Genomic DNA, 26,244 nt, shown 5'->3' on the forward strand with positions numbered 1-26,244 from the left:
CTCGCCATGCAACACGACAAGATCCTCATCCTCGACTTCGGCTCGCAAGTTACCCAACTCATCGCACGCCGCGTGCGCGAGGCGCATGTGCTGAGCGAAGTGCATCCCTGCGACGTCACCGACGAATGGGTGCGCGAGTACGCGGCCGACGGCCACCTGAAGGGCGTGATCCTTTCGGGCAGCCACGCGAGCGTGTACGAAGAAACCACCGACAAGGCCCCGCAGGCCGTGTTCGACCTCGGCGTGCCCGTGCTGGGCATCTGCTACGGCATGCAGACCATGGCGCACCAGCTGGGCGGCAAGGTCGAAGGCGGCCACAAGCGCGAGTTCGGCTTTGCGGCCGTGCGCGCCCATGGCCACACGGCGCTCCTGAAGGACATCGCCGACTTCACCACGCCCGAAGGCCACGGCATGCTCAACGTGTGGATGAGCCACGGTGACAAGGTCACCGAGCTGCCCCCGGGCTTCAAGCTCATGGCCAGCACCGACAGCTGCCCCATCGCCGGCATGGCCGACGAGGCACGCCGCTACTACGCGCTGCAGTTCCACCCCGAAGTCACGCACACGGTGCAGGGCAAGGCGATCATCGAGCGCTTCGTGCTCGGCATCTGCGAAGCCAAGCCTGATTGGGTCATGCGCGACCACATCGCCGAAGCCGTCGAGAAGATCCGCGAGCAGGTGGGCGACGAAGAAGTCATCCTCGGCCTCTCGGGCGGTGTCGATTCGAGCGTGGCTGCCGCGCTCATCCACCGCGCCATCGGCGACCAGCTGACCTGCGTGTTCGTCGATCACGGCCTCTTGCGCTTGAACGAAGGCGACATGGTCATGGAGATGTTCGAAGGCAAGCTGCATGCGAAGGTGATTCGCGTCGATGCCAGCGACCTGTTCCTCGGCAAGCTCGCTGGCGTGAGCGACCCCGAAGCCAAGCGCAAGATCATCGGCGGCGAGTTCGTCACCGTGTTCAAGCAGGAAGCCGCCAAGCTCAAGGCCGGCGACGGCGGCCACAAGGGCGCGACCTTCCTGGCGCAAGGCACGATCTATCCGGACGTCATCGAATCGGGCGGCGCCAAGAGCAAGAAGGCCGTCACCATCAAGAGCCACCACAACGTCGGCGGCTTGCCCGAGCAGCTCGGTCTCAAGCTGCTCGAACCGCTGCGCGACCTGTTCAAGGACGAAGTGCGCGAACTCGGCGTGGCGCTCGGCCTGCCGCCCGAGATGGTGTACCGCCATCCGTTCCCCGGCCCGGGCCTGGGCGTGCGCATCCTCGGCGAAGTGAAGAAGGAATATGCCGACCTGCTGCGCCGCGCCGACGCGATCTTCATCGAGGAACTGCGCAACTTCAAGGACGAGACCGGCAAGAGCTGGTACGACCTCACGAGCCAGGCCTTCACCGTGTTCCTGCCGGTCAAGAGCGTGGGCGTGATGGGCGATGGCCGCACCTACGACTACGTGGTCGCGCTGCGCGCCGTGCAGACCAGCGACTTCATGACGGCCGACTGGGCGGAGCTGCCGTATGCGCTGCTCAAGAAAGTGTCGGGGCGGATCATCAACGAGGTCCGCGGGATCAACCGGGTGACCTACGACGTGTCGAGCAAGCCGCCGGCGACGATCGAGTGGGAATGATGCGGGGCTGTGTCACAGGGTTCCACTGATTATCGTGTTTTTCCAAAAAATCGATACGCGACAAGGGTTTAGTTGTTCCTTGCTGTATCAAGCGATATCTCTTGGTCATGGGCTTGTTGTCGGTACAGGTGACGGTATAGTTTGGAGCCGAGAAAATCGCGGCTGACGATACCGTCAGGCAAGGTTGACGGTATCAAATATCGAATCCGACCTGGAGGCTGCTTTGCCTGGTCTCACCGACAAAACGCTGGGGGCACTGAAGCCCAAGGACAAGCCCTACAAGGTGAGCGACCGCGATGGCATGTATGCCGCCGTCCTGCCCACCGGCACGATTTCCTTCCGCTACGACTACCGCATCAACGGCAGGCGCGAGACGCTGGCGATCGGGCGGTATGAAAGTTCGCCTGGGCACAGCAGGCAGACACGCGAGCCCGAGGCGCTGGAATTCGGGATGGAAGTCTCGCTGCGCGAGGCACGCACGCTGCTCGATCGCGCCAGACGCGATGTCGAGCGGGGCGAGTCGCCCTCACGTGCGAAGGTGGAGAAACGTACCCAAGTGGCCGAGGCGCCGAGTTTCGCGAGCTGGGCAGAGCGCTACTTCCAACACAAGGCTGATCCGAAGAGCGGAGCCGAGCAACTCGCGGACAGTACGCTGGCGTTTCGCCGCTCCACGTACCGCCGCGTCATCGAGCCGCAGCTAGGCCGGCTCAAGTTGGAGGAAGTGACACCACAACGCCTGATGAGGCTGTGCGACGACGTTAAGGCGAAGCGCGGCCCGGCCGTGGCCGTCCACGTCCGCGACGTGGTGCTGGCCGTCTTCAGGCACGCGCAGGGAAGGGGGCAGGCGGTCAGCAACCCGGCTGAAGCGGTGCGAGCAAGTGCCATTGCCACGTTCAAACCTCGCGACCGGGCATTGACGCCGGCCGAGATTCGCAAATTTCTGGCTGCACTGGAGCAGGTTGCCACCACACCCACGTTGCGCCTGGCGTTGAAGTTCATTTTGTTGAGCGGCGTTCGCAAGAGCGAATTCATCGATGCAACTTGGGGAGAGGTCGATTTCGACACCGAGCGTTGGACGATTCCAGCCGCAAGAATGAAAGTCGGGAACGCGCACGTTGTGCCATTGAGCGAACAAGCACTGGACATCCTGACGGCATTGCGTTCGTGTTTCGGGTCGAGCCTGTATCTGCACCCGGGCAGATACGACAGCGACAAGCCGATCTCCGATGCGACATTGAATCGGGTGATCGATGCTGCCGTGGAGCGAATCAAAAGAGACGACCCCGAGTTTCAGAGTTTCGGGGTGCATGATCTGCGCCGCACCTTTTCGACTGGACTGAATCGAGCGAAATTCGATGAGCGTTGGATTGAAATGTCGTTGGCGCACGCGCCGCGGAATCGAATTGCAGCGGTCTACAACGTCAATCGATATCTAACGGAACGAAAAATCATGCTCCAGTGCTGGGCAGACATGGTCGACGCCTGGGTACGGGGGGAGTCAGCGCGCGAGTTGATCGCAGACGCCAAACGGCGCGCGGCCGAGGTTCATGAAGATGACCTGGACGATGACTTGTAAAGTTGAACGAGATACCAAGAAAAACTCTTGGCTTTCAGCCGCCGGCTGAGATGTTCAGCCAGACCGTCGTATCGACCGGTTGAATCCGCCGCCGAGAGCGGCTTTCGTATGGCAGATCATGTCCTTTGACGGCCGCTGGACCTCTGGCAGCACAATGTGAGTCCGGCGCTCACGCCCGCTACCCGTCAACTCGCAATTAGCTTTTCAGGACTGATGTCGATGATCTACGAACTACGCGTCTATACCGCAATGCCTGGCCGGCTACCCGACGTTCTTGCCAGATTTCGCGATCACACCGTGGGCATCTGGAACCGGCTGGGAATTCGTCAACTCGGCTATTGGACGACCGCAGTCGGACCTGATAGCAACGTGCTCACCTACATGCTTGTCTGGGAGAGTCTGGCCGATCGTGAAGCCCTGTGGGGCAAGTTTGTCGTCGATCCCGAATGGGTTGAAGTTAGAAAGGCGAGCGAGGCAGCAGGACCAATCGTTGCGAAGATGGACAACTCGTTCTTGGCGCCGACCTCGTTCTCGCCTGCGAAATAGCCTGTTCGGTGGACAACAGTCGGCTGATAAGCGGTATCAACGTCCAATGCCTCTTCAGGAGAGCCTAGGGTCCTACTGACCTTCGTGGCATCCGGTTGCTAGTACCGACACGTGAAACTGTGGAGCGCCGCAGTACGTGATCGGGTAGCGCGCAAGGTGCAGTCGCTTTATCGAAGGCGTGATTTCTCGCGCTCTTCGGCAAGATGCTGCAGCGCCGCTTCGAGCATCGGCCAATTGGCGAAGAGATAGACGCGTTCTGCCTGATGCCATGTGCCGCCGAATTCTTCGAGGATCTTTGCGGATCCCGACAGGCTGCCCAGCAGCGCGGGCTTCGCGCGGCCGCCCGCTTCATCGAGTTCGCCGACGACGCAGCCGAGCTTGGCGGCCAAGGTCTGTGCGCGCTCGGTGCCTTTTGGCGGGTGAATGAACATGTCGTGGATTTTCTCCGAGAGCGCGCCGGCAACGAGTCACCCATTGGCTTGTTTGCCGGATTGACTCTTCGTGTGTCTCGCAGCTTCCACAGATTGCCAGATGACGCGACAGAGCCTGTGAGAGGTTGAGGGAGCGGGTCGCGCCGCAGCAATTCCTGCATGGATGAGATCAGTCGCGGTATCGCGCTGCCGACGTCGGACAACGATCTTGCATGACAGGCAAGCACGGCACGCCACGGATTCGCCCCGCGCGTGGGCAAGTCGGGCCTTCGCAGCCTCGATGCCACGCGGGGCTTTTTGCGCGCCATGCAGGAGTTGATTCAGCGCATTGTGGAAGCAAGACTTGGCTTCCAATTCTTATCCGGTGCTGCCATGTCCCTTCTGGTTTTTCGAACGCGTATCGCGCGTCTGCTGTGTCTTTTCGGGGTGCTCGCCTGTGTGGGTATCGCCAGCGCGCAATCGTCCGGCGCGAATCGCTCCGGTCCCGACGCGGCTGGCGCCACGAGCGCCCGCCCGACGGATCTGAACTGGCCGACGCGACCGCTGCGCCTGATCGTCGGCTTCGGAGGCGGCTCGTCGCCGGACTTCGTGGCACGCGTCCTGGCCGCTCCCATGGCGAAGGCGCTGGGCCAGCCTGTGATTGTCGAGAACCATCCAGGCGCCAGCGGCAACATCGCTGCGGAAATCGTCGCGAAGTCCACTGACAGGCACACGGTCGGCATCCTGATCAACGGCAACATGACGATCGCCAAGATCCTCAATCCGGCGAGCTCCTACGACCCGCAGAAGGATCTGGTGCCGCTGAGCATCATCTGCACGGCGCCGCTGGTGCTCGCCACGACGCCGGCGGTCTCGATGGCCGATCCCCGCGGCTTCCTCGAGGCGGCGCGCGGCGCCGGAAGCAAGTGGAGCTATGGCACACCGGGCATCGGCACGATCGGCCACCTCGGCATGGAGCTTCTGAAGGCCCGCACGGGCATCGGCGCCGTGCATGTGCCGTACCAAGGTAATCCGCAGGTCATCACCGGGCTGATCGGAGCGCAGCTGCAACTTGCGCTCCTTCCGCCGGGCCTCGCTCAGGAGCAGGTCAAAGCCGGAAAGCTGCGCGCGATCGGCGTGACCTCGGCGCGCCGCTCCGAACTCGTGCCGGACTACCCGACGCTGCAGGAAGCGGGCCTCAAGGATTTCGAACTCGAGATATGGACCGCCGCGGCGGCCCCCGCCAGCTTGCCTGCCCCCATCGTGCAGCGCCTGACCCAGGTTCTTTCGGAGGTCATTCGCCTGCCCGAGGTGCGGCAGAAACTCTTCCAGCATGGCTACGAGGCCGCCGGCATTTCGGGCGAGGCGCTGGTGCGCCGGATGAAGGCCGACACGGCCGCGCTCACCGAGATCATCGCCAGCCAGGGCATCAAGCTCGAATAAGGAGACATCCATGAATTCAGAACAAAGGCGCCCGAGCGGGCGCCAGGAAACCGGGGCCGCGGCCCGTGACGCAGCGTCGGTTGCTATCGGCAGCGGCGAGGATGCCCAACGGATCCTGCAGTCGCTGCGCGACGAACTCGATGGCTTGGACAGAACGCTGCTCGAGACCGTGAGGTGCAGGCTCGATTGCTGCTGCCGGATCGGACTGCACAAGCGCGATCATGCGATTCCGATGATGCAGCCCCATCGCATCGGCGTGGTGCAGGAGCGTGCCGCCGCTTTTGCCGCCGAGCACGGCGTGAGCCCGACGTTCCTGCGTGCTCTCTACGAACTGATCATCACGGAGACATGCCGGCTTGAGGATGAGATCATCGGTACGCCCTCGACGTCTGCATGAGTCGCTCGTTCTGCGCCGAGCCAGCGCCGGCCAAGGCTTCGCGGCGCTCGCGCAAGCCGCGAATCTCGCAGATGGCCGTCGAGGTCGACGCACTGTCACCCGTCATGTTCCACCGCCAAGGCGAACACATGCTGATCTTTTCAACGCTGGGCCATGAGGGCAGCAACCATCACTTCGTGCTCCAGCAGTACCTGGCCGCGCAGGGCATTGCGCAGGCCTGCCGCATCGTGTTGTTCGACGACTTCCACAGCGGTGCTCGCGCGCTGATCGCCGGGGAGGCGGACTACCTGCTTCAGTGCGCCGTGCATCCGGCTGCAGCCGAGATCACGGGCACCTATCGCACGGCCATGGTGGTGGTGGACGCCTTCATTTCTCCCAGCCAGCCCATGACGCTGGTGCGGTCTGTGGCAAGCGAGAAGGGCGCCGGCAAGGTGGGCGTGCAAACCGCCACGCAGAGCTATGCCGACCTTTCCGCCTGGCCGATCATCGTCCATGAGCCGACGGTGCTCGCGGTCCAATCCGGTCTGACAGAAGGGCGCTACAGCGCGGGTATCGTCTTCACTTCCTTCGCCATGGCGCATGCAGACCGATTCGAGGAGGTCGAGCCCATCGGCACCGTCTGCGATGCATGGATCGTCTACGGACGACAGGCCGTCGACGATGGCAGGGCCGTGGTTTGGGACGACAGTCCGGTTGCACGGCAGTTCCGGACGCAGATCGGGCGATCGTCGGCGCCAGGCGGCAGCTGAAGCCGTGGGCAACTGTCGTGCTGCGGCGTAGCTCCGATGCACGTGAGCATTTGGATTGACGCTGGCTTCGAGAGGGGGATGTGGACAAAAAGCTTGGACTCCACTCGGTGGCTCATGCATGCATACGCAGACAGGGTTCGAGCGGTCGAGTTGCGCGTCCAGCCCGGCAAACGCCTCCCTCGGTACGATCGTTCGTCAACTGGGTTGTCGCCTTTCATCGATGCCCCTCTCGTGACTCGGCATGCCGAAGTAGCAGAGCGCGAAACCCGCCAGCAGCAAGATGACCGCCGTGCCGATCGCGCGGTGCATGCCTTGCATGAAGACGACAGGCTCAGTGTCCCGGACCAGAAAGCCGCAGACGGCCACACCGAGCATGCCGCCGACTTGACGTGCGGTATTGAGCACGCCCGAGGCAATACCGGTCTGTGCTGGTAAGACCGCCGACATCGTCAGATTGGTCAACGTCGGGACCATCGTCGCAATGCCACTGGAGGCGATCAGCATGGGAGCGATCAGCCAGCCGTAGCCACCTTCAATGCTGACGCGCCACAGCAGGGCATAGCCGAGCGCTGCCCAGGACATGCCGAAGAGCATCAGGCCCCTTGCACGCAGCCGGCCGCTCAGCCGGCCGACGAGGATGTTCACCGCCATGAGCGCTACCGTCATGGGCAGAAAGGCCAGGCCTGTCTGCTGCGGCGAGAGGTGCTGCTCGAGCTGGAAGAACAGGCTGAAGACAAAGATCAGCCCGTAGTAAGCGAAGTTGATGATGGCGCCACACACCGAGGCCAGCGCGAAGCTTGGTAGCCGGAACAGTGTCAGCGGCAGCATCGGCGCGGCGCTTCGGGATTCGATGGCGATGAAGGCGGCCGCCGATGCAAGGGACAGCAGCAGGCTGCCATGGACCCTGGGGTGTGCCCAGCCCAATCCGCCGGCCGCGCTGAGGGCATAGGTCAGGGCTGCTAGGGCCAGGCAGCCGGCAGCCTGGCCGGGAAGATCGAGCCCTCGTTGAGGTCCGACTCTGTTGCGTCGGTCGGGCTCGGCGTGGCGCCAGCTTAGATACAGGCCGAGCAGACCGATGGGAAGATTGACCAAGAAGATACTGCGCCAGCCAGCATGGCTTACCAACATGCCACCCAGCACGGGGCCCGCGGCAAGGGCGATGCCGCCCGCTGCGCCCCACCAGCCCACGGCCCGGCTGCGCTGCGCGGGGTCCGGGAAGGCCTGCTGCAGCATGGACAGGGAATTGGGCACCAGCATTGCTGCGCCCATTCCCTGCGCAATGCGCGCGAAGATCAAGGCCGTCAGGCTGGGGGCCAGGCCGCAGCCTGCAGAGGCCAGAGTAAAGAGCGCGAAGCCCAACATGAAGACGCGCCTGGCGCCCAGGCGGTCGCCCAAGCCGCCGGCCGACAGCAGCAATGCGGCGAAGACCAGCGTATAGGCGTTGAGCACCCATTGCAGCCCGGCGATATCGGTGCCGAAGCCTTGGCGCAACGCGTCGAGGGCCACGTTGACGACACTGACATCAAGCAGGACGACCACGAAGCCGAGGGCTGCGGCGAACAGCGTGCCGCGTGAGCGCGTGAGGGGCATGGAGGACATGGCAAGCATTCAAGAGAGCTGGAATGCCTGGATGCTGGGCTTGCACGAGGCGTGCGTAAATTCCCTAAAATTGCACCCATCCTGGAGAAAACGCACCGATGACCGACTGGGAAAACTTGCGCCATTTCCTGGCGGTCGCACGGATCGGCACGCTCTCCGGCGCGGCGCGCGCGCTCCAGGTGGACCATGCCACGGTCAGCCGCCGCCTGGCATCTCTGGAGTCCGAACTGCAGGCCGCCCTGGTCGAACGTCTGCCACGCGCCTGTCGGCTGACACCGCTGGGCCATCAGGTGTTCGAGCAGGTGCAAACCATGGAAGAAGGGGCTTACGCCGTCGAGCGGCTGCTGCATGCGGCGCGTGCGCCGCTCGACGGCAAGGTCTCGCTCAGCGCGCCGCCGGTCCTGGTCACGCAGCTGCTGGCAGGGCGCATGGCGGAGTTCAGGCGCCGTCATCCGGGGCTACAGCTTGCGATGTCGGCACAGGGCCAACAGGTGTCGCTGACCCGGCGGGAAGCCGATGTGGCGCTGCGTCTCGTGCGTCCCAAGGATGCGAGCTATGTCGTGCGGCGGATCGGCCGCATGCATTTCGGGCTGTATGCCAGCCGCGACTATGTTCATTTGCAGCGGCCGGCCGAATGGGAGTTCATCGCTTTCGACACGCAGTTCGACGAGTTGCCGCAGCAGCAATGGCTGCTGGAGCTTGCTGAGGGTCGCCGCGTCGCCTTCAGGTTGAGCGACATTTCCGGTCACTTGGCGATGGTGCGGGCCGGAGCGGGGGTGGCCGGGCTGCCGTGCTTTCTCGGCGATGCCGATCTTGGCCTGCAACGGCTGGCACCGGACGGCAAGCCCTTCTTCCGCGACATCTGGCTGCTCGTGCACCGGGATCTGCGGCGCAGCGCGCCCGTGCGCGCGGTGATGGACTTCGTGGCTCAGATCGTGACAGAGCAGCCGGCGCTGCGGCTCACTCTTTAGATCAATAGTGCACTCCCTTCCTGCCTTGCCATCACGTGCGCGCTGGGCAAATGACGGCAGACGAGACACCCTGTCTCCTGATCGGTCAGGGCATGCACGGCGAGGACTTGGTCAATCAAGCGCAGCTTTTGTGTGCCGTGCAAAGTAACGAGCGGGAGGCGCAGCGCTCTGTGCTGCGCAAGCTTAGCGTGCGTGACGGTCTGCGCGAACAAGCTCGAGCACCGCGTCCGTGAACGCGCTGGGCGCCTCCTGCGGCAGGTTGTGTCCCGCGCCAGGTATCACGCGGTGTGTGCGTGGCCCCGTGCCGCTGCTGGCATCCACTCCCTTGCTGCTGGCCTTGCAAATGGTGCTGCTGCCCGTCTACTTGGGCGTGTTCATGGGTGATGCGGCAGCAGCACTGGTCCACTGGGGTCCGTTCTTGTACGCCTTCATATGGCTGATCGTCGTGCCGCTGTCGCTTGCAGCCGTCTGCCAAGCTTGGGCGGCCCGCTCGGCCGCAGGTGAGCGGGCCGTGGGATGGCTAGGCTTGCTGCCGGTGCCGGCTACTGCCGCCGTACTGTTCGTGGTTGTCGCCGCGGTCGCGCCGCAGTTGGGGTTGGCACTTGATGCTGTACGCAAGGTGGCCCCGTTCTATGTGGGGTTCGCCATCATTGCCCCGATGCTGGGGTGGTGTGCGGCGCGCATCTGTCGTCTACCCTCTGACCAAGGCCGAGCGGTCGCGTTCAGTGCGGCCACGCGCAATTCCTTGGTGGTCTTACCACTGGGCTTGGCAATCCCCGGCGCAGTCCCTTGGGTGCCGGCCGTGATCGTGACGCAGACACTGGTGGAGCTGATCAGCGAGCTGGTCTACGTCAAGGTTGCGCCCCGCTTGGGGTCTCGCACGGTCCGGCAGCCGTCGTAGCCCGCCCGAGCCATCAGATCAACGCCCCGTAGTCTGCGCCTGCTACCCCACGATGGCTGTCTCCGCTCGCTTCAGCAACTAACTGAGCCATCTCCAACAAGCGGCCCCCGTTGCTATCCAAACCAGCACGATGAACGCCGCACCGACTCGGCTTATCGGCTTCGATCCTCCGTGTGTCTTCATCCAAACAGTTGCCTGGTCGCGGCAGTCGGCGAGCACCTCTGACGGTAAAAGCCTGATGGTCAGCCAAATCAAGCCAGGAAGCAGCAGGATGTCGTCTACATAACCAAGTACCGGGATGAAGTCCGGAATGAGGTCGATCGGACTGAGCGCATAACCTACGACAAAGACACCCATGGCCTTTGCATACCAAGGCGTTGCAGGGTGTTTGCCAGCAAACCAAAGCGTCACGCCGTCGCGTTTAATGCGGCTAGCCCAGTTCTTGAGAGTGTCGCCCATGGTCATGGTGTAAGCATGCCACCATGTCCCGAGGCACTCCGCAACAGTTCGGTCAAGACGGGATCGCTGGACGCTTACCGATCAAGGAGTTCGCGGTTGAGGGAGGTGACGAATTCACGAGTGGCCCCGAGCACATCAAAGTCCAGCGCGTCCTCTATCGCCGGCGTGCGCTCCACTGTGACGCAGTAGTCCCAGGTTCCGAGGCCGCTGAAGTTGACTCGCCATCGAGAGTCGCGGTGGGTGCCGCCTGTGTAGTAACGATCCTCGTCGAACAAGTCAACGTAGCCCGCCGTGACGACGGGCTGGGCCACCACCTGGTTGCCGGTGAAGTGTTCCCACGCGCTGCAGAGCATTCGCACGTATTGCCCATTCGGAGTCGCGGCAAGCGCTGCGGCCAGGTCGGTGCCGGCGAGGTGCTTGGATGCGCCTGCGAGCACCTGCAGGCTCACTCCCTCATGCTTGAGGGCAAAGAGCAAGTGTGCGACAGGTCGCCGCGGCCAGTGCCATGGCGCCCGGCACGCCAAGTGCTCGCCGATGACATGATGCGCGTGACCGGTTTGACCAAAGCGGGCTGGCTCACTTCGAAGATGGGCAGGTCCAGACTCGACCGCACGTATCCGTCGCCCACGTAAGCCATTCCATTCTTTTCCTAAGTGTTACAAGACTTTTTGCAATTTAGGCCTTCCAATCCGGATTTTTGTCATTTCGTCGGCGCTTGGCCTATGGCACGTCTGCTGTTCGCTCTCCGCTGCACGGCCAGACGACTCCGTCCTCCTCAAGGTCGGGATGGCTGGGTGATTGCGGCTGCTGGCTGTGGGCGGGTTTTCGAACGCTGGTGGGAGCAGGACGGTGCATGCGTAGAAGCCCACGCGCTCGTACCGCAGTCGAGAGCCGCTTCGGATCGTCGGCGAACTGCAGACCCGGGAGCATCTTCGATGCGGAGTACGTCCGGCGCTCAAAGAGCGCGTACGGGCATAGGAGAGATCACTGACTGAATCCGGCCTGCATGCTCGCCAGATAGCTCGTTCACGCCTCGTGCCGCGGCCGCAGCAAGGCCTCGCTAAACTGGGACGACAACTGAGAAGGGTCAAAGCATGTCAACTTGCCGCGTTTTCACCGCCATTGCACTTGTTGCTGGAGTCGCATCCGGATGCGCCACGGTCCGCCAGCAAGATTTGGATGCATGGGTCGGTGTCCCTGTAGAGGCTCTGGATGCCCATCCTCTGTTTCTCACAATGCCCATGTATCGGGCTCAGACTGACAGAGGGGTTGAAACGCGGAACTATGTGAACAGCAAAGAGGTAGAGCAATGCTTTACCAGTGCAGGCGCTCGAAGAGGGGACAAAAGCTACGTGAGCCACACGGCGTTCACTACCTGCTCCCAGAGCAGCGTTGTCTGCAACAACATTTTCTATATTCAGGGCGGCAAGGTAATTCGCTACGCCCCGACCGGCGCCTGCTACACCGACAACACAGTTCTGCCAAACATCGGCTACAAACCGACGTCGGCAAGGTAGAACCTGCACAGTGCGCGCTTCACGTCGTTGTCGGTTCTTATCGTGGCTCAGGCTCCATCGAGCCTGTAAAACAGTCGAAGAATCCACGACATCTGATACGCAAGCATGCCGACTACAAATATTTTGTGGAACAACCTGTTTGGCGTCACGGAACCTGCAATGCAGAGCGCGACGAGGATCGGCGTACGGATCAAGTATTCAAACGCGAACTTCTGGAAGTGAGCGTCTCCCTTGATGAAGGTATCGACGACGTCCAGCAGGAAGGTCGCCGCCAAAAAGCCGAAGAACCACGCGCGACGTGCATAGAAATAGTCTTCGTAGCTTTCGTAGTCCCGCAAGCTATCCGGGAACAGCAACGCGCACAGCAGAAAGAGCGTTACGGCGTAGCTGACGATGAAGGCATAGGTTCCGAACGTCCAAGCTTGGATCTGAAAGAGACCGAATTCCCACCACCAAAAGTGCACGATCGCCAGCAAGACAGAGGCTACCCAGCCCAGGTGGACCACGTAGAGCCGGTATTGACTCGGGTGTTGCACGATACGTGCAACACCCAGAAGCAGCCGCGTGAGGCCAAGGCCGATCACCATGCCCATGACGACCCGGATGTGCGGGAAGATGTCATGAGCGGAGATAACTTGTTGCTGCATTCGGGATTTATTAGGCGGGTGACTACACGACCGACAGGTTCTGCGACCGCGGCGTCGGAGTGCGCTGAAGGATCCTGAGGGAGGCACGGGTCTCCGGTTGCGGAGCTAATACTTGAGTCTAGCTCGCCAACCAGGACCGGTCGGGTGCCCGAGATGAAGTGGCGGGCCCCTTGCCGGCCATGCCTAGCGCGGCGAAGGCCGCGAGCACGTACACCTTGAACTCTGCGCTCGGGAACGGCGCCGTGCTTCGGATGCGCCGGCTTCATTTGTGCGAGGAAGACTTCGACGCCGTCAAGTGCGATCCAAAGCGCTTGAACAGCGCCGCTGAAAACGTCGCGCACCCGCGGATTGAACAAGAAACTGCTCGAAATCCACTGCGATATGGCAACTTGTTTAGAGGGGAAAAACCTAGACTTGTTTCATCGCCATGCAGCAGGTCCACTGACGATCTTCAAACCCAAATCATCAGCTTCGATCGCTATGGCACGCTCATCAACTTCGAGACGGGAACGACGGCAAAGGTCTTGTTCAAGGACCGGGTTCCAGCCGACCGAATGCCGGCATTCCTGGACAGCTTGAGTGAATCCCAGAATCCGAGATCGAGCGAATTCGGTTGCACAAGGACCTCCATCACCAAGAACCCCGGCGCTGGATGTGCGGCTTCCACGGGACCGCCCGAGCAGTTGCCGGTCGTGGCGTTTGTCAGCCCAGCAACTCGAGGGCCGCCTGGACAATGGGACGAGCCCACGATGGTGTCGCAGCGAGCGCGGCCTGGTCATTGGGCTGAGGAAAAATGGGCTCGCCGGAGTTCAATTCAAGCACCAGCACCGGATCCGCGATGTCTTCTCCGGGCGCCGCTTCGGCGCTGTTGTCGAAGACCTGCAGTCGTGTCAGCTTCGGCAGCAGCTGAATGAGATTGGCGCGTGATGCGATCCAGCGCTCGCGGATCTTGGCTTCGGGAATGTGGTGGCCACCACGTTCCACCCGCGATTGAACCCGTGCCATGTGTTGCTCGGGTGAGGAAAGACCGCAATAGATCATGATCACGTCATGGCTTGCTGCGGCCTGCGCGAGCAAGGAGGGGATGGTTTTCGCGCCCATAGTGGTTTCGAACGCGTAGCTGGAACCTTGCGCAATCGCCGTCTCCAGTCGCTCGCGTCCGAGGTGCCATGCGCGGGCATTCGCTTCTTCTTGCGTCAGCCCGAGCTGCGTGACCAGCTCCCGCGCGCAGGTGTCCGGATTGAACCAGGTCAGCCCGTACTCTTCGAGCAAGGCGCCTGCGACAGAGCTTTTGCCGGCGCCATTGACGCCGGCCAGCACCAGGATGAACGGGCGCGCGGCCACCGCGGTCAGAACGTCTCGCCCGCCTTGGGACGTCGCGCCAGTTTGCCCTTGGCCCCGAACAGACCGTCCACCTTCGCCGAGGCATCCGGCTGCTGCAGCACGCCAAGACGTGCGTCGAAGCGTCGGCCGAGTTCATCGAGCACCGACTGCTCACGTGCCTTGAGCGCTTGTGCGTCTTCCACCAGTTGGTTGTATGTGGCTGCGGTCAGGAGCACCATTTCCACCGTCGAGTGGTTGGTGACCGCCACACTGCCCGACTGCTGGACTTGGCGCACCACGTCACCCCATCGGTTCTTGACGTGCGAGGCGTTCTGACGGGGCAGGTCGTTGAGGCTGGGAAGGACGGCGGCCATGAAGCTCCTTTTTGGCCATTATGGCAAAAAAGGCAAAAATAGACAATTCACCCCAACGACCACGCGCTTGAGTTGGAAGGTGAGGCGCGCATCACCGATCTGCGACGCCTGGCGCATGGCTTGCCGACGGCGCTGGCTGCCATCAATTGCCAATGCGTCCTCCGAACGTGTCACCCTGTCCAAAAAACTCCCATCGCTGGCATCGTGAAGGGCAGGGGATTCGCAGGCTTGAGCGGCGACCGTACCCCCCGTGAACGTGGCCTTCGTCCAAACGTGCTGCCAGTCCCTCTCACAGAGGTTCGACGCCAGTTGCGGGGCTCCACCTACGGGAATGTCGGTGGCCTATCGAACGAGCTCGAAGGGATCGTGAAAGTGGCCAGCCAACCAGCGTGTGCCGCAGGCAACTGACGGCACCCGCGGGCGCCGCTGGATTCTCGCCAGCGCCAAGGGCGGTGCTGTCAGGCTGAGGGCGCCCCCGGGGCGGGTCCACCGCCGTCCGCGGGTGTCAACCTGTGGCTTGCGAGGCGGCCGGTTCCTGAGGACTCGGTCTCTCGCCGGCCAGCCAGATGTAGAGCTCGATGCGCTCGGCCTCGCTCATTTGCTCTTGCCGGGCGACCACTTCCTCGAACTTGTGCAGCACCTCGCCCACCGTGGGATGCACATGCTTCGACAGGTCCATCGGAATCTCGGCCCACTTGGGGCCGGCACCGGTAGCCAGCCATCGCGGATTGACCCGGAAATAGTCGGCAATGGCGAACAGGTGCGTCGATTCGATGCCCTTGTTTCGACCCGAAAGCCAGTTGGTGATCGCGGCACGCGTCACCCCGCAGTGGCGGGCGAGGCTGGACTGCCAGCCGCGGCCGATGTCCGCCGTGAGTTCCTTCAGACGCTCGGTGAACGTATTGTTCATCGCGGGCACTTCGTGCCGTGCTCCCGAGGCAGCAGCGGAGCGAAGTTGCTCAAGAAGCGATGCGGCGCGATCCGGATCGTGAATGTCATGGGCCCCTTGCCCTTAGTGATTTTTGGTACTGAATTCGAGCGTGAGGGGCGCCAAGGTCTGACGCGCCCGATCTTCGGTGGACATCTCTCACCAAAGCATGGTGATGTTATCTTCGTAACCAAAGATTGCAATCGCCCAAAAGTTCCTTTTTTGGCCCGATGTGCTCGTGCCTGCGGCACCCTGGCAGCGGCTGAACCTGATCCGGTTGTTGAAGGCGCAGTTGGAACGCCCTAGAAGCGTCGAGCGTTCGGATCGGCCAGCCCCCAGGCGCTCGTCCATCTGGACCGTGGGATGCACATCGAGGCTGCATGGCGCGATAGGGCGTCGCGACGGTGCAGGGCGGTTCGTTTAATTGACGCGCAACGGTGTGCATTTCTCAAGCCGCTCATCCCGGGAGTGGCTGAAGTTGGTTTGCGTCGTACGTCATTGGTGCACCGCCGGGATTCAGGCAGTGGGCAGCGGCCCGCCGACCTCTCGCGATCACGGCGGAGGACGGGCTATCGTGAGGTTGCGCAACTCTTTCATGCGTGGGTTGCGGTGGCGGCGTGTGGGCGCCACCGGGAGATGCGCTATCGTGGATCAGACGCAGTCCGCCTTGCGCGGGAATTCGTCTCGTGGGTCACGCACATCCTCGCCATGCCGTCGCGCGCATCGCGCCGCTAGGCGGTCGTGTCGTGTGCGGGCGGCAAGTTCACAGGCAGCGTGACGTGGAAAGTCGCCCCGGCATGGCTCCCGGCACTTTCCACCCGGATGGTCCCGCCGTGGCGCTCGACGATATGGCGGGCGATGGACAGCCCCAACCCCAGACCTTGGGCGTTCGCCTTGAGCTGCTTCGTGAACGGCGTAAAGACATGCGGGAGCAGCGCTTCCTCGATGCCACTGCCCGTGTCGGTCACCGACACGGTGTACGCCTGCGCATCGGAATGCAACTGCAGTTCGATGCGTCCGGACCCCGGAGTGAACTTGACTGCGTTCGACAGAAGATTCCAGAACACCTGCTGCAGACGATGCGGATCGGCAACGAGTGGCAGCTGGCCGAGTTCGTCCAGCGCTGGAAGCACGACGGAAATCTGCTTGGCCTCGGCATGCGGCACCACGGCCGAGATCGCTGCCTTGAGGATGTTGCGAAGCGACGCAGGCTGCATGTCGATGCGCAGTTGGCCAGTGCGGGTTCGTGACGCCTCGATGAGATCCTCGATCAGCCGCGCCTCGGTGTTCACATGGTGCTTCATGTCGACAAGAGACGCCCTGATGGTCTCCGGATCGGCGAGCGTACCCCGCAGCAGGATCTCGATTCGCATGCCGAGCACGGACAAAGGCGTGCGAAGCTCGTGCGACACGCTGGCAAGAAAAACCTCCCGCAGTCGGCTGAGCTCCTGAAGCCGCTCGACTGCCTCGGCATGGCGGACCGTGGACTCGATCATGGTCTCGAGCAATTCGGTGTACACCTTCATGCGCGACTCGGGAACGGGTGACTCCAGCCGGACCTCCGCCCAAAGTCGTGCGCCATCGACGCCCAGCTGACGCGCGATGCGCTCGCATCCCAGCGGCGTGCCGAAGGTGGCGAACGCCCATCCGTAGACGATCACGCCTCTCACCTGGCCTCCGACCAGCAAAGGCACTGCCTGCAGGCGCAGCTCTTCGCCGACGCTGGCACCCGCAGGCACGCCCGTCCCGAGCACCTGCGCGGCGAGGTCCCGCTCGATCTTGTCGCCCAGGCGGCCCTCGTTCCACACGCCTGAAGTCGCCAGCATGCGCGCAACCTTCGACGAGGCAACGGGCCCGGCTTGCCTTTCGCAGTCCAGGTCGTAGGCGCTGACGCAGAGCTCGGTCGCCGCGGCGAAACGCGTCAGGGCATGACGCCAGCCTTCCCAGTCCAACCCCGTCGAACCATTCTTCGCGTCGGCGTAGTCGTTCACTGGTTCGTCTCGGGCGGCAATTCCGGCGAATCCGGCAGCGCCTTGCCATGCGCGACGGCGTCTTCGATCGCCGGACTCTTGCGCGACGGCGAGCGGGCCAAGAGACCGTAGTAGGAAGAGAAGGGCAACTGAGGCACGGGTGCGGCGTCCTCTCCCTCAGCGGCCGATTCGTCGAGCAGAGAGATGCCGCCTTCACCGATCACGTACTCGCGCGTCGTCTGGATGTTCTTGCTCCCACGCACCTTCGGCACCGCGATCGCGCGGCGCAGGCGTGTGGAGATTTCCACGTAGCTCAGCAGGATGATGTTGTCGACCAAGTGCGATCCCTTGAGTTCCTGGCTGATCTGCGAGACGCCCAGGAGCTCGGGACTCTCGTAGTTGAAGAACGCTGTCGCGAGTCGACCCTTGACGAAGTCGGCCAGCGCATAGAGAAAGTCGGAGGCCTGGTCGGGACTCGCCATCTCGTAGACGGCCGCCGAGTCGAACACGACGCAGTCGATGCCTTCCTTCTCCACGAGCTTGGTCACCCGGTCGAAATGCACGTCCAGTTCCAGCTCGAGGGGCGATTCGTAATGGATGAAGAGCGAACCCTGCCGCACGAGTCCCTCCAGGTCGAAGCCCAGGCTTGCCGCGTTGCGGATCAGCTGGCGCGGATGCTCATCCAGGGTCACCAGCAACGCCCGCCGCCCGGCTTGTACGGCCGCGGTGAGGAACTGCACGCCAAGGACCGTTTTGCCGGTCCCGGAGATACCCGTGACCATGGTGACCGAGCCCTCGTAGAGCCCGCCGGCCATCATCACGTCCAGCGCGGCGCATCCCACGGACACGCGTTGGCTCGAGGTGGGTTGGTCCTCGTCGACCTTGGGGCCTGACTGGGCACGCCGATACACGTGGATGCCCGCGCCTGCCTCGATGCGCATCGAATGGCTTCCGCTGATGAAGTCCTGGCCGCGCGACTTGACGACCGCCAGGGTCCTGTGGACCCGGCGACGCATTTCGCTGCGGGTCAGCGAGATGATGGTGTCGAAGACGAATCGCTCATGGGCATGCGCCTCCAGCTTCGTTTCCGCGCGTTCCGCGGTGACGAGCGTCGTGACGCCGAGCCGGGCGAGACCCTCGACGAGCAGGTGAACATCCTCGCGAAACGGCTTGTCGTTGGCCTCTGCATAGAGCCGAAGCGGCGTGAGGCCATCGATCATCAGCCTGCGCGCGCCGATGGAGGTCAGCTCTGCAGTGAACGCGCCGTCGGCGGAGCGGAATTCGTTGAGCAGAACCGCAGGCGAGGTCTGGATGATCTTGACCTTGCGCTCATCGATGAGCCGTTGCAAGTCCCAGTTGAACCCCTTGGCGTCCCGCAACAGTTTCTCGGGATCGAGCTCGAAGGAGACGATCACGCCCGGCTCGTCGTAGAGGGCCGCCCCGGCATGGATGAAAGCCAGTCCCAGGGTGGTCTTGCCGGCGCCGGGCGCGCCTTCGACCAGGATGTTGTTGTTCCGCTGAACGCCTCCCAGAAGCACCTCGTCCAACCCTGGAATCCCGGTGCGCACGGGGTCTTGCTTCATCTAGGTCCTCTGAATCGTCGTCTTTGGGAAGTCGAACTTTACCCGTAGCAGCCTCTTGTCGGGAGAAGACGGCTGGCTCGGCACGACGGCCATACCCGGCGACCGGGATGCGATCAAGAGGGGCGATGGCTACTGCTTTGCGAGAGAGAGAACCAACATGCCACTTTTCCGCGACCGGAAAGGAGGCGAATGCGCCAATCCGGCGTGGTTGATACCAAAGACAGGAAGACTTCAGAAGCCATGCCAATGGACTTTTTGCGCAAGATCGAGAAGGCTGATTTCCTCTCAGGGTGGATGCATTCGGCGACATCAACAACGTCCTGGTGCTTCAAGCGGCAGGCCTTGTCGAGGCTGAACATCCGGGAGGTCCCGGCGTCCCGGATGAGCGAGCCGAAGTCGTCTTGGTTCTTCGGATCACGCCAGTTGGGCGCGCGACCTTGGAGCGCCTGCGGGATGCCCGCCCGCCTACCGAGGGCCATTGAGGGCTTGCAGGTAGCTCACCAGGCCTTCGATCTCCGTCGACTTGTCGAAGACAGCGTCGGCGCCGAGGCTCAGCGCCTGGCGGCGCATTTCTTCGGTCGCGTAGTTGGAGAGCATCACCACCCTTTGATGCGGTTGGCGGTCCCGGCACCGGCCGACCACGCGAAGCCCGGAACCTTCCCGCAGAAAGAGATCGACCACTGCAACGTCCCAGTCGCCGTTGTGCGAGATCAGCCAGCTGATGGCATCCTCTTCGGTTTCCGCAGTGCCGTCGATGCGTGCGCCTGACAAGCTTTCGATCGTGGGAATGAGGTTGTCTCTGATGACCTTGTTGTCTTCGACAAGAAAAGCGGTGACGGGCATGGCAGGCGATCGGTGGAACCCCAATGGGTCTTCGCCTCCGAGGCTAGTCGGCATTCGTGTGCGATTTGTAGGAGCGCACAGGCCCTGCGAGTGAGACGGGCGGCAGCATCCAACAAGATAGGCGACGGCGGCTGGGGCTGGATGGCTCCGCCTGTAGCGCCTCTAGCGCCTTTTGCCCCCGGAGCCCAAGGCCGCTCTGCGCGACAGCAGATGGATCGGCCCGGCTTGCGTGCCGAAGCAATCGATGGGATGGTCGAGCCATCTGTCGCAGCCGTAAGGTCGCTTTCTCTTCACAGCCTTCACGGTCTTCGCGCGTGCAGTCTTGGTTCATGCCGGCGAGGATGGCGGCTCGGACCTGCTTGCGTGCCGAGTCCCGTTGGATGAGGTCACGCATGTGCTCGCTGGCGTTGCCGCGACGACGAGCTGCGACCCGTGCATCCACACATGTCTTCATCTCGTCAAATCGGATTACCGCTGCAGCCGCGGCCGATGCAAAGGCCGTCAGAGGCCCGCGTGACCCGCGACTGCAGGCCATGCAACTAAAACCCTGGCACCAGCTGTACGTCTTGCGCGGGGTCCCGATGGAGGATGAGCGCCCAAGTCAATTCGAAGCCCATCAATGCCTTGTCGGGGACGGGACTTGCTTCCAGGTGAGCCTGAGAAAACTGCCGCTGCTGCGCAAGCTCTTGTGCGAGCAGGCTGGGGTGGGGGTGAGTCTTGATGAGCGCTCTGAGGGCTGCGGCCAGCGCCATCTCTGTTCCAAGAACGTTTGCAGCCGAAGCGGTTGCGGTTGCCTCTTCCGGTGTGGTCATTTTGTCCTTCCCTTGCGGGTCCGTGTTGAGGACTTATGACTGTACTTCAAGCAAAGAGGGGGAACAGCAGACCGCCATGGATGTCGGGAGAGCCGCATGACTTTAGCTTTCGTACTGGCTCCTTTGCACAGGGAGCAACGCGGTTGCCGGCACGCGCCCGTGGAGCGCGAGCCGCGCAGCCATCTCGGCCGCAGCTTGCCGGTCTGCGGGCGGGCCGGAAGGAGGGTGTAGCAGCAAGGGGGTGGAGTTCGCGCCCGCAGGGCCTGCGATGGATGGCCGTGGCCGCGGCCGATCGCGGATTACAGGGCTATGCGCCGCGGCTGGCTTCTGTCTGCTTGGCTGCTTGGCTGCTTCGAGCTTCGTTGCGGTGGTTGAATGCATGCTGCCCATCCGCGGAGGGCGACGTCAAGGTCGTCGGCTTTCTGTCTCGGCTAGACAGACTGCTCGCCGCGGCGGTCGTCGTTCAATTGATGGGAAAGGAAGAATCGAAGCATCTCGCGGCTCGCGTCGGCACACTCGGGCTGTGTGTAGCTGCCTTGCGCGCTACCGCCCGACCATGCATGGCCCATCCCGTGAAGACGCCAATGCTCGGAATCTCCGCGGGCTTCGGAGGCGGGGTACAGCGTTCGCGTGAAGCGCCGCCCCGATGGCGATTGACCTTCCTTGACCTCGCCCGGCCTTGCGCCTGCGAGGATGGCCAGCCCATTGTTGACGTGGACGGTCGTGTCGGCGTCGCCATGGAAAACAATGGTCGGCGGCCACGCGCCGGTCGTCCGGGCGGAAACCGGTGCCGTGCCTGTTCGCATTGCAGTCAACGCCGACGCCACATCATGCGCGGCACCGTGCGGAAGACCGGAATGCACGCCCACCGCGGCGTAGACGTCGGGATAGCAATTTCCCAGTACATCGGCCATCGCTCCCCCCGCGGACAAGCCGGCCACGTAGACCCTGCGCTGGTCTGCGTGCTGCTGTTGCGCGATGTGTTGGACCAAGGCGGTCAACAACGCGGGTTCACCCCGGCCGCGTTGCTGATGCTGGGACTTGAACCAGTTCCAGCATTTCTGGGCATTGGCCCTTTGCGCCTGTTCGGGATAGAGAACCATCGCGCCGCAGGCCCGTGCGTGCTCGTTCATGCGCGTGCCGGCGGCAAAGTCGGCCGCATTCTGGGTGCAGCCGTGAAGCATCACGATCAGCGGTCGCGGCACCTCGCGCTGCCCTTCGGCCGACACCGGGACGAAAAGCATGTAGTCGATGGTGCGGCCTTGGTGTGCGAACGTGCCCCTGAGCCATTGTTCGGTGTCTTCTGCCGCCTGGGGCGCGTGCGTCCGGCACTCCGCGTCGATGATTCGAGCCTCGACATCGATGGCGGCTGAGTCGACCTTCGGCGAATCCGATCCGACGGCGGATTCGGAATCTGGCATTGCCTTGCCCCGCAACGCATGCTGGATGGCCTCGGTGGCTTGGGCCAGTTGACCGTTGCGCGTGAGGAGGGTGGCCTTGTCCATGAGGCTGGCGAAAAGTGGGTTCATTGGATGGATCAACCTGATATGAAATTAGCGGATGCGTCCTGCCAGCGCCGCCTTGACAGCGGCGGATGCATGCAGCGCACCGAGCACCGTCACCGAGTCGATGGCTGCGACGGCGAGCGCGGGACTGACGTTCGGATCGATGACAGCAAGGCCGAGCACCCGAATCTGGAGCTTCTCGCCAGCGGCGCGTACGGCCTCGAGGTCCGCGGCAGAGAAACTCTGCAAACCCAGCACCAGCATCTTGCGTGTCACGGCTTGGCGCAGCACGTCGGCGTGCGTCGCGAGATGGGTTCGGATGGCCGTGCGAATGAAGTCCGTACGGTTCGAGTAGAAGCCTTCCGCCACGAGCAGGTCGATATGGCCCAGATCGACGAAGCCCATGTTGATGGTGATCTTCTCGGACTCCGGCGTCTTGGCGGTTGAACGTGAAATTGCGGCGGTGGATGGCATGGGCCATCCTATCACCATCTATATGGATGGTCGATCGCTTAAGCGAAACCGGAGGTTGTCGTGCATGACGGGCCACATCCCTCAGTCGCCAGCCCCGCGCCCTCTGTTCGCGCAGTCACTTCCGACCCGACGGTGGGCGTGCGAGGCGTGTCTAGGGCGAACAGCTTCGAGGTCGGGGCTGCCGTTTTCCAATGCGGCGCATTGCACGATCCGGACATCGATCGGCTGCGTGAATCCGCGGGGTTGATGCTGTGCACAGCGGTTGCACTCTTGCTGTGCTGACAGTCGTCGAGTCTTGGGCAGAAACAATCTGGCTCGAGACTCGTTGAAACTCGTCCGTCGGTTCGACATTGATGTCGACCGACCTCGACCCTCCTGCCATCCCAGTGCAGGAGCGATGCAGCGCCCGAACGTCATCCAGGCTCTGCGCGTGTACGCGTCGCACAGGAAGATTGTTAGACAACGTTCCTTGACGTTCGAGGGTCAGTGGTCGGATCGACTGGTGCCGGTCCGATCAGCCGCTGCAACGTGGTCAGCAGCGTCGAGAGGTGTGCCGGCTTCGAGAAATGGCCGTCAAAGCCTGATTCGAGCGCCTTGTTCCTGTCGGACTGCTGGCCGTAGCCGCTGAGCGCCAGCAGTGCGATCCTGCCGACGCGATCGTCGGCGCGAATCAGGCGTGCCAGCTCGTAGCCACTCATGCCCGGCAGTCCTAGATCAAAGATCCCGCCATCCACGCTCTCGGTCTTGAGCAACGCCAACGCATCCTCCGCGCTGCCGGCCGTCAGCACCTGATGGCCTTCGAGAACGAACCACTCCGCGAGCGATTCCAGCGCGTCGGCGTTGTCGTCCACGAGCAGCAGGCGCAGTGATCTGGTGAATGGTTCGCAGGAAGGAGCATCGGCATCTACGCGGGTTGATCCCGCGGCCAACGGAAGCCTCACGGTGAAGGTACTGCCCCGTTCTAGGCCAGCGCTGCTTGCCTCGATGGTTCCACCGTGCAACTCCGTCAGGCTCCGTGCGATGGCCAGCCCAAGACCCAACCCACCGGCGGCGCGCTGAAGTTGCTGTTCGGCCTGGACGAACCGCTCGAAAACGTGCGGCAGGAGTTCGGGCGCAATGCCAACGCCTTCGTCGGCGACCGCCAGTTCCGCCTCGCCTGCCGTCGCGCGAAGGGTCAGCGAGATGCGCTGTGTGGGCGAGGTGAACTTCGCGGCGTTGTTCAGGAGGTTGCACACGATCTGCGCGAGCCGGAGTGGATCGCCGGTGACCGGAACCGGCTCGGCCGGCAAGGAGATCGACGGCATCTGTGCCTTCATCTGCAAGGCGGGCAGCGTGAGTTCGATGGCCTTGGCGACGATGTCCCGCAGATCCAGCGGTTCGGGCCGAAGCACGATCTTTCCCGACACGATGCGGGAGATGTCGAGCAGATCGTCCACCAGCCGCGACAGATGCCTGACCTGCCGCTCGATGATCTGGCGTTCCCGCGGAAAGGCCTTGTCGTCCTTGCGCTCGATCAGGCTGAGGGCCAGCGAGATCGGAGCCAGCGGATTGCGAAGCTCGTGACCCAGCATCGCGAGGAACTCGTCCTTGGCCCTGCTTGCGACTTCGGCGCGGTTTTGCGCGCTGCGGGCCTGCGCGAGCAGGCGCACGTTGTCGAGTGCCAGTGCCGCGCGCTGCGCAAGCTCTCCGATGAGCGCCCCGTCCGAAGGGCTGAACCGGCGCTTGGACGTGTCCTGCAGGACCGCCATCGCGCCGATGGTTCGGCCGCGTGCCACCAGAGGCACGACACACCCGGCGGTGATGCCCAACGCCTGCACGAATTCCCGCAGCTGCGGATCCAGATCCTGCAAGGCGTTCGGGTCGTCGAGATTGCGCAGGAACGTCTGGCCGGTGGCGATCGCCCACGGGAACGAGCCCTGCGCGTCCGGGGATGCCGTGCGGGTGCTCACCATGCCGGCGATCTGCGCACTGCGCGCCGGATCGAGGTGATGCGTGAGCTTTCGCTCGAGCACGCCGTTCTCGTTGAGCAGGTCGATGCGGCAAAGGTCGCCCACGGCCGGCACGACGATGGCGGCGATTGCCTCGAGCGTGGAGGCTTCCTCCAGCGAACGCGAAAGCACGGCGCTCGCGCCGGCGAGCCGTTCGAGCCGCTCCTGCGCCGCCTGCGCAGTGGTCAGCGCCTTGCGTTCTGCTGCCAACAGCGTTTCGCGCTCGAGTTCGTGCTGCGCGCGATGCTCGGCCGACGAGACCAGCGCGGTCGCCACCGCGTCCACCTCGGTGATTCCGGAGGCGTGCGCCGTCACGGGTTTTCCCAAGCCCAAGGCATCCGCGCTCTGTTGCAGCCGAGCGATCGGGCGCGTGATGGACCGCGACATCCACCAGGACGCCAGCCCGCCTACCAGCAATGAGACAAACAGGCCGAATCCGTACACGTTGACCGTGCGCCAGAGCGCGTCGTCCGCGACTGCTTGCGGGGCGCCAAGCACCGCCGTCCACGGGGCGAACTCAAGCTTCGCCACGGCCGTCTGCATCAAGATGCCGTCCACGTTCCGGCTGACGCCCACGTACTCACTGCGAGCCTCCATCAAGCGAAGCATCTGCAGCAAGGATTCGGTGGGAGGCATTCCGCGGAACCGCTCATCCTCCCGGGATCGGGCGACCCTCGAATTGCCTGCATCGAAGATCGAGACTGTCCAGCCCTCCGGGATGCTTTGCCTTGCCAGGACCTCCCCGATGGCTTCGGGGCGCACGACGGCCGTGAGAACGTAACGCACTGCATCGTCGCGGATGACCGGCACTCGCACCGGGAAGGCCTGGTTGCCGTTCGGGCCCTTCGCCATCAAGCCGACAGCGGGCTTGCGCGTGCGCACGACCGCCGCGAGGCTTTCGGGTTCCACGGCTTCGGATGCCGGCCCGTTGACATTGCCCTCGGTGCTGAACAAGACCTTGCCGTCTGGCCCGAGGAGGAGAACGCCGCGCCAATCCGCGTGCGAGTTGCGCAATGCCTTGGCCAGCAGCATGGCGTCCACCAAACCGGTCTGTTCGCTCGCGCCCAGAGGTTCGGTGAGCGCCAGCGCTTCGAGCGCCGCGACGGTCAATCGAAGTTCGCCGTCCACGGCAGTGGCGAGCGCCCTGGCAACGCCAAGGGTCGTCGTCTGAATTTGCTCCCGCTGCGTCCTCAACAGGCCGTCCAGCGCCAAACCGCAAACGACAGCCAACGGGATCAACGCCGCGGAAGCGACGAGCAGCAAGCGGGCCGACAGATTGGGAGCGCGCATGGGGGCAGGGCACGGAACAAGAATTGGCTATTCTTGCTCATGTGCAAGAGCGTGCCTGTCGGCCCGTCTGCTGTCGACGGTGACAGCAAGCGCATGACGACATACCGGCACGCGTGAAACCAAGAGGCTGATGGGGACGGCTGACGGGGTGCTGGTGCATCTGGCGTGTGACACGCCCGGCCAGAAGGTGCTTGACGAGTGGCGTGCTTCGGCCAGCGCACAGCCTTTGCTCGGCAGTGTGCGGCCAATGCGCACTTGCCCGCAAAGGATGAAGGAAGGCCTTCGCGTGGGAAACGGCATTGCCAATGACCGGGTA

General features: G+C 63.2%; 24 protein-coding genes and 2 pseudogenes. 9 read left to right on the forward strand and 17 right to left on the reverse strand.

Annotation, left to right across the window (positions count from 1 at the left end; all coding sequences use genetic code 11):
- Nucleotides 1-6 precede the first annotated feature (6 nt).
- From guaA to QFZ83_RS11355, 3 genes are all read left to right on the forward strand, one after another.
- Nucleotides 7-1,623, forward strand: a complete 1,617-nt coding sequence (gene guaA, locus QFZ83_RS11345) for a glutamine-hydrolyzing GMP synthase (protein WP_307506195.1) — start codon at nucleotides 7-9, stop codon at nucleotides 1,621-1,623.
- A 223-nt stretch (nucleotides 1,624-1,846) separates the two neighbouring features.
- Entirely contained in the window at nucleotides 1,847-3,199 is a 1,353-nt protein-coding gene (locus QFZ83_RS11350) for a site-specific integrase (RefSeq protein ID WP_307506197.1), read from the forward strand.
- 219 nt (nucleotides 3,200-3,418) lie between these two features.
- On the forward strand, nucleotides 3,419-3,745 hold the full coding sequence (locus QFZ83_RS11355) for an NIPSNAP family protein (RefSeq protein WP_307506200.1): 327 nt from the start codon (nucleotides 3,419-3,421) through the stop codon (nucleotides 3,743-3,745).
- Nucleotides 3,746-3,912: 167 nt separating this feature from the next.
- Here QFZ83_RS11355 and QFZ83_RS11360 read toward each other — a convergent pair whose 3' ends face one another.
- Nucleotides 3,913-4,134 (reverse strand): hypothetical protein, encoded by a 222-nt coding sequence (locus QFZ83_RS11360; protein WP_307506203.1) that lies wholly within the window; start codon nucleotides 4,132-4,134, stop codon nucleotides 3,913-3,915.
- Between the two features lie 294 nt (nucleotides 4,135-4,428).
- Between QFZ83_RS11360 and QFZ83_RS11365 the strand changes: the two genes are divergently transcribed.
- From QFZ83_RS11365 to QFZ83_RS11375, 3 genes are read left to right on the forward strand one after another with little or no spacing between them, the layout of a single operon-like run.
- Nucleotides 4,429-5,598, forward strand: coding sequence for a tripartite tricarboxylate transporter substrate binding protein (locus tag QFZ83_RS11365; RefSeq protein ID WP_307506206.1), 1,170 nt, complete (start codon nucleotides 4,429-4,431; stop codon nucleotides 5,596-5,598).
- A gap of 10 nt (nucleotides 5,599-5,608) precedes the next feature.
- Complete coding sequence (locus QFZ83_RS11370) at nucleotides 5,609-5,995, forward strand: chorismate mutase family protein (protein ID WP_307506208.1); 387 nt, start codon at nucleotides 5,609-5,611, stop codon at nucleotides 5,993-5,995.
- Nucleotides 5,992-6,744: a hypothetical protein gene (locus QFZ83_RS11375; RefSeq protein ID WP_307506211.1), complete on the forward strand. Its 753-nt coding sequence runs from the start codon at nucleotides 5,992-5,994 to the stop codon at nucleotides 6,742-6,744. The genes QFZ83_RS11370 and QFZ83_RS11375 overlap by 4 nt, the downstream gene beginning before the upstream one ends.
- A 195-nt stretch (nucleotides 6,745-6,939) precedes the next feature.
- Here QFZ83_RS11375 and QFZ83_RS11380 read toward each other — a convergent pair whose 3' ends face one another.
- The gene (locus QFZ83_RS11380; RefSeq protein ID WP_307506214.1) at nucleotides 6,940-8,343 is read right to left on the reverse strand and encodes an MFS transporter; all 1,404 of its coding nucleotides are present in this window, start codon (nucleotides 8,341-8,343) and stop codon (nucleotides 6,940-6,942) included.
- A 98-nt stretch (nucleotides 8,344-8,441) separates the two neighbouring features.
- On the opposite strand from QFZ83_RS11380, the gene QFZ83_RS11385 reads away from it, so the two are divergent.
- Complete coding sequence (locus QFZ83_RS11385) at nucleotides 8,442-9,314, forward strand: LysR family transcriptional regulator (RefSeq protein ID WP_307506217.1); 873 nt, start codon at nucleotides 8,442-8,444, stop codon at nucleotides 9,312-9,314.
- 183 nt (nucleotides 9,315-9,497) lie between these two features.
- Here the strand turns inward: QFZ83_RS11385 and QFZ83_RS11390 are convergent.
- Nucleotides 9,498-9,623: pseudogene (locus QFZ83_RS11390) on the reverse strand (alpha/beta hydrolase); the annotation flags it as partial.
- Between QFZ83_RS11390 and QFZ83_RS11395 the strand changes: the two are divergent.
- Nucleotides 9,622-10,215: pseudogene (locus tag QFZ83_RS11395) on the forward strand (arsenic resistance protein); the annotation flags it as partial. The pseudogenes QFZ83_RS11390 and QFZ83_RS11395 overlap by 2 nt on opposite strands.
- 78 nt (nucleotides 10,216-10,293) lie before the next feature.
- Here the strand turns inward: QFZ83_RS11395 and QFZ83_RS11400 are convergent.
- The 5 genes from QFZ83_RS11400 to QFZ83_RS11420 all read right to left on the reverse strand — a co-directional run bounded on the left by QFZ83_RS11400 (nucleotide 10,294) and on the right by QFZ83_RS11420 (nucleotide 14,535).
- The gene (locus QFZ83_RS11400; RefSeq protein ID WP_307506220.1) at nucleotides 10,294-10,680 is read right to left on the reverse strand and encodes a YkvA family protein; all 387 of its coding nucleotides are present in this window, start codon (nucleotides 10,678-10,680) and stop codon (nucleotides 10,294-10,296) included.
- Between the two features lie 68 nt (nucleotides 10,681-10,748).
- Complete coding sequence (locus tag QFZ83_RS11405; RefSeq protein ID WP_307506222.1) at nucleotides 10,749-11,150, reverse strand: hypothetical protein; 402 nt, start codon at nucleotides 11,148-11,150, stop codon at nucleotides 10,749-10,751.
- 1,088 nt (nucleotides 11,151-12,238) lie between these two features.
- Nucleotides 12,239-12,838: a hypothetical protein gene (locus tag QFZ83_RS11410; protein WP_307506224.1), complete on the reverse strand. Its 600-nt coding sequence runs from the start codon at nucleotides 12,836-12,838 to the stop codon at nucleotides 12,239-12,241.
- A 702-nt stretch (nucleotides 12,839-13,540) separates the two neighbouring features.
- On the reverse strand, nucleotides 13,541-14,182 hold the full coding sequence (locus QFZ83_RS11415) for an AAA family ATPase (RefSeq protein ID WP_307506226.1): 642 nt from the start codon (nucleotides 14,180-14,182) through the stop codon (nucleotides 13,541-13,543).
- Nucleotides 14,183-14,187: 5 nt separating this feature from the next.
- Nucleotides 14,188-14,535 (reverse strand): type II toxin-antitoxin system prevent-host-death family antitoxin, encoded by a 348-nt coding sequence (locus QFZ83_RS11420; RefSeq protein WP_307506228.1) that lies wholly within the window; start codon nucleotides 14,533-14,535, stop codon nucleotides 14,188-14,190.
- Between QFZ83_RS11420 and QFZ83_RS11425 the strand changes: the two genes are divergently transcribed.
- A complete protein-coding gene (locus QFZ83_RS11425; protein WP_307506229.1) occupies nucleotides 14,534-14,743 on the forward strand; it encodes a hypothetical protein in 210 nt (69 codons plus the stop codon). The genes QFZ83_RS11420 and QFZ83_RS11425 overlap by 2 nt on opposite strands.
- A gap of 297 nt (nucleotides 14,744-15,040) precedes the next feature.
- Here the strand turns inward: QFZ83_RS11425 and QFZ83_RS11430 are convergent, their stop codons facing one another.
- From QFZ83_RS11430 to QFZ83_RS11470, 9 genes are all read right to left on the reverse strand, one after another.
- Nucleotides 15,041-15,445, reverse strand: a complete 405-nt coding sequence (locus QFZ83_RS11430) for a helix-turn-helix domain-containing protein (RefSeq protein WP_307506232.1) — start codon at nucleotides 15,443-15,445, stop codon at nucleotides 15,041-15,043.
- A 749-nt stretch (nucleotides 15,446-16,194) separates the two neighbouring features.
- Nucleotides 16,195-17,454, reverse strand: coding sequence for a sensor histidine kinase KdpD (locus tag QFZ83_RS11435; protein WP_307506234.1), 1,260 nt, complete (start codon nucleotides 17,452-17,454; stop codon nucleotides 16,195-16,197).
- Nucleotides 17,451-19,016, reverse strand: a complete 1,566-nt coding sequence (locus QFZ83_RS11440; protein WP_307506237.1) for an ATPase domain-containing protein — start codon at nucleotides 19,014-19,016, stop codon at nucleotides 17,451-17,453. Before QFZ83_RS11440 ends, QFZ83_RS11435 begins: the two co-directional genes overlap by 4 nt.
- A gap of 113 nt (nucleotides 19,017-19,129) precedes the next feature.
- Nucleotides 19,130-19,375: a hypothetical protein gene (locus QFZ83_RS11445; RefSeq protein ID WP_307506238.1), complete on the reverse strand. Its 246-nt coding sequence runs from the start codon at nucleotides 19,373-19,375 to the stop codon at nucleotides 19,130-19,132.
- A gap of 106 nt (nucleotides 19,376-19,481) precedes the next feature.
- Entirely contained in the window at nucleotides 19,482-19,859 is a 378-nt protein-coding gene (locus tag QFZ83_RS11450; RefSeq protein WP_307506239.1) for a response regulator, read from the reverse strand.
- Between the two features lie 539 nt (nucleotides 19,860-20,398).
- Nucleotides 20,399-20,671, reverse strand: coding sequence for a hypothetical protein (locus QFZ83_RS11455; protein WP_307506242.1), 273 nt, complete (start codon nucleotides 20,669-20,671; stop codon nucleotides 20,399-20,401).
- 431 nt (nucleotides 20,672-21,102) lie between these two features.
- Nucleotides 21,103-22,176, reverse strand: a complete 1,074-nt coding sequence (locus tag QFZ83_RS11460) for a PHB depolymerase family esterase (RefSeq protein ID WP_307506243.1) — start codon at nucleotides 22,174-22,176, stop codon at nucleotides 21,103-21,105.
- Nucleotides 22,177-22,224: 48 nt separating this feature from the next.
- Nucleotides 22,225-22,650 (reverse strand): CopG family transcriptional regulator, encoded by a 426-nt coding sequence (locus tag QFZ83_RS11465; protein ID WP_307506244.1) that lies wholly within the window; start codon nucleotides 22,648-22,650, stop codon nucleotides 22,225-22,227.
- A 455-nt stretch (nucleotides 22,651-23,105) separates the two neighbouring features.
- Nucleotides 23,106-25,928 (reverse strand): ATP-binding protein, encoded by a 2,823-nt coding sequence (locus QFZ83_RS11470; protein ID WP_307506245.1) that lies wholly within the window; start codon nucleotides 25,926-25,928, stop codon nucleotides 23,106-23,108.
- Nucleotides 25,929-26,244 lie beyond the last annotated feature (316 nt).

It is taken from the genome of Variovorax sp. W1I1 (genome assembly GCF_030815625.1).
In the GTDB taxonomy this organism is placed as follows: domain Bacteria; phylum Pseudomonadota; class Gammaproteobacteria; order Burkholderiales; family Burkholderiaceae_C; genus Variovorax; species Variovorax paradoxus_C.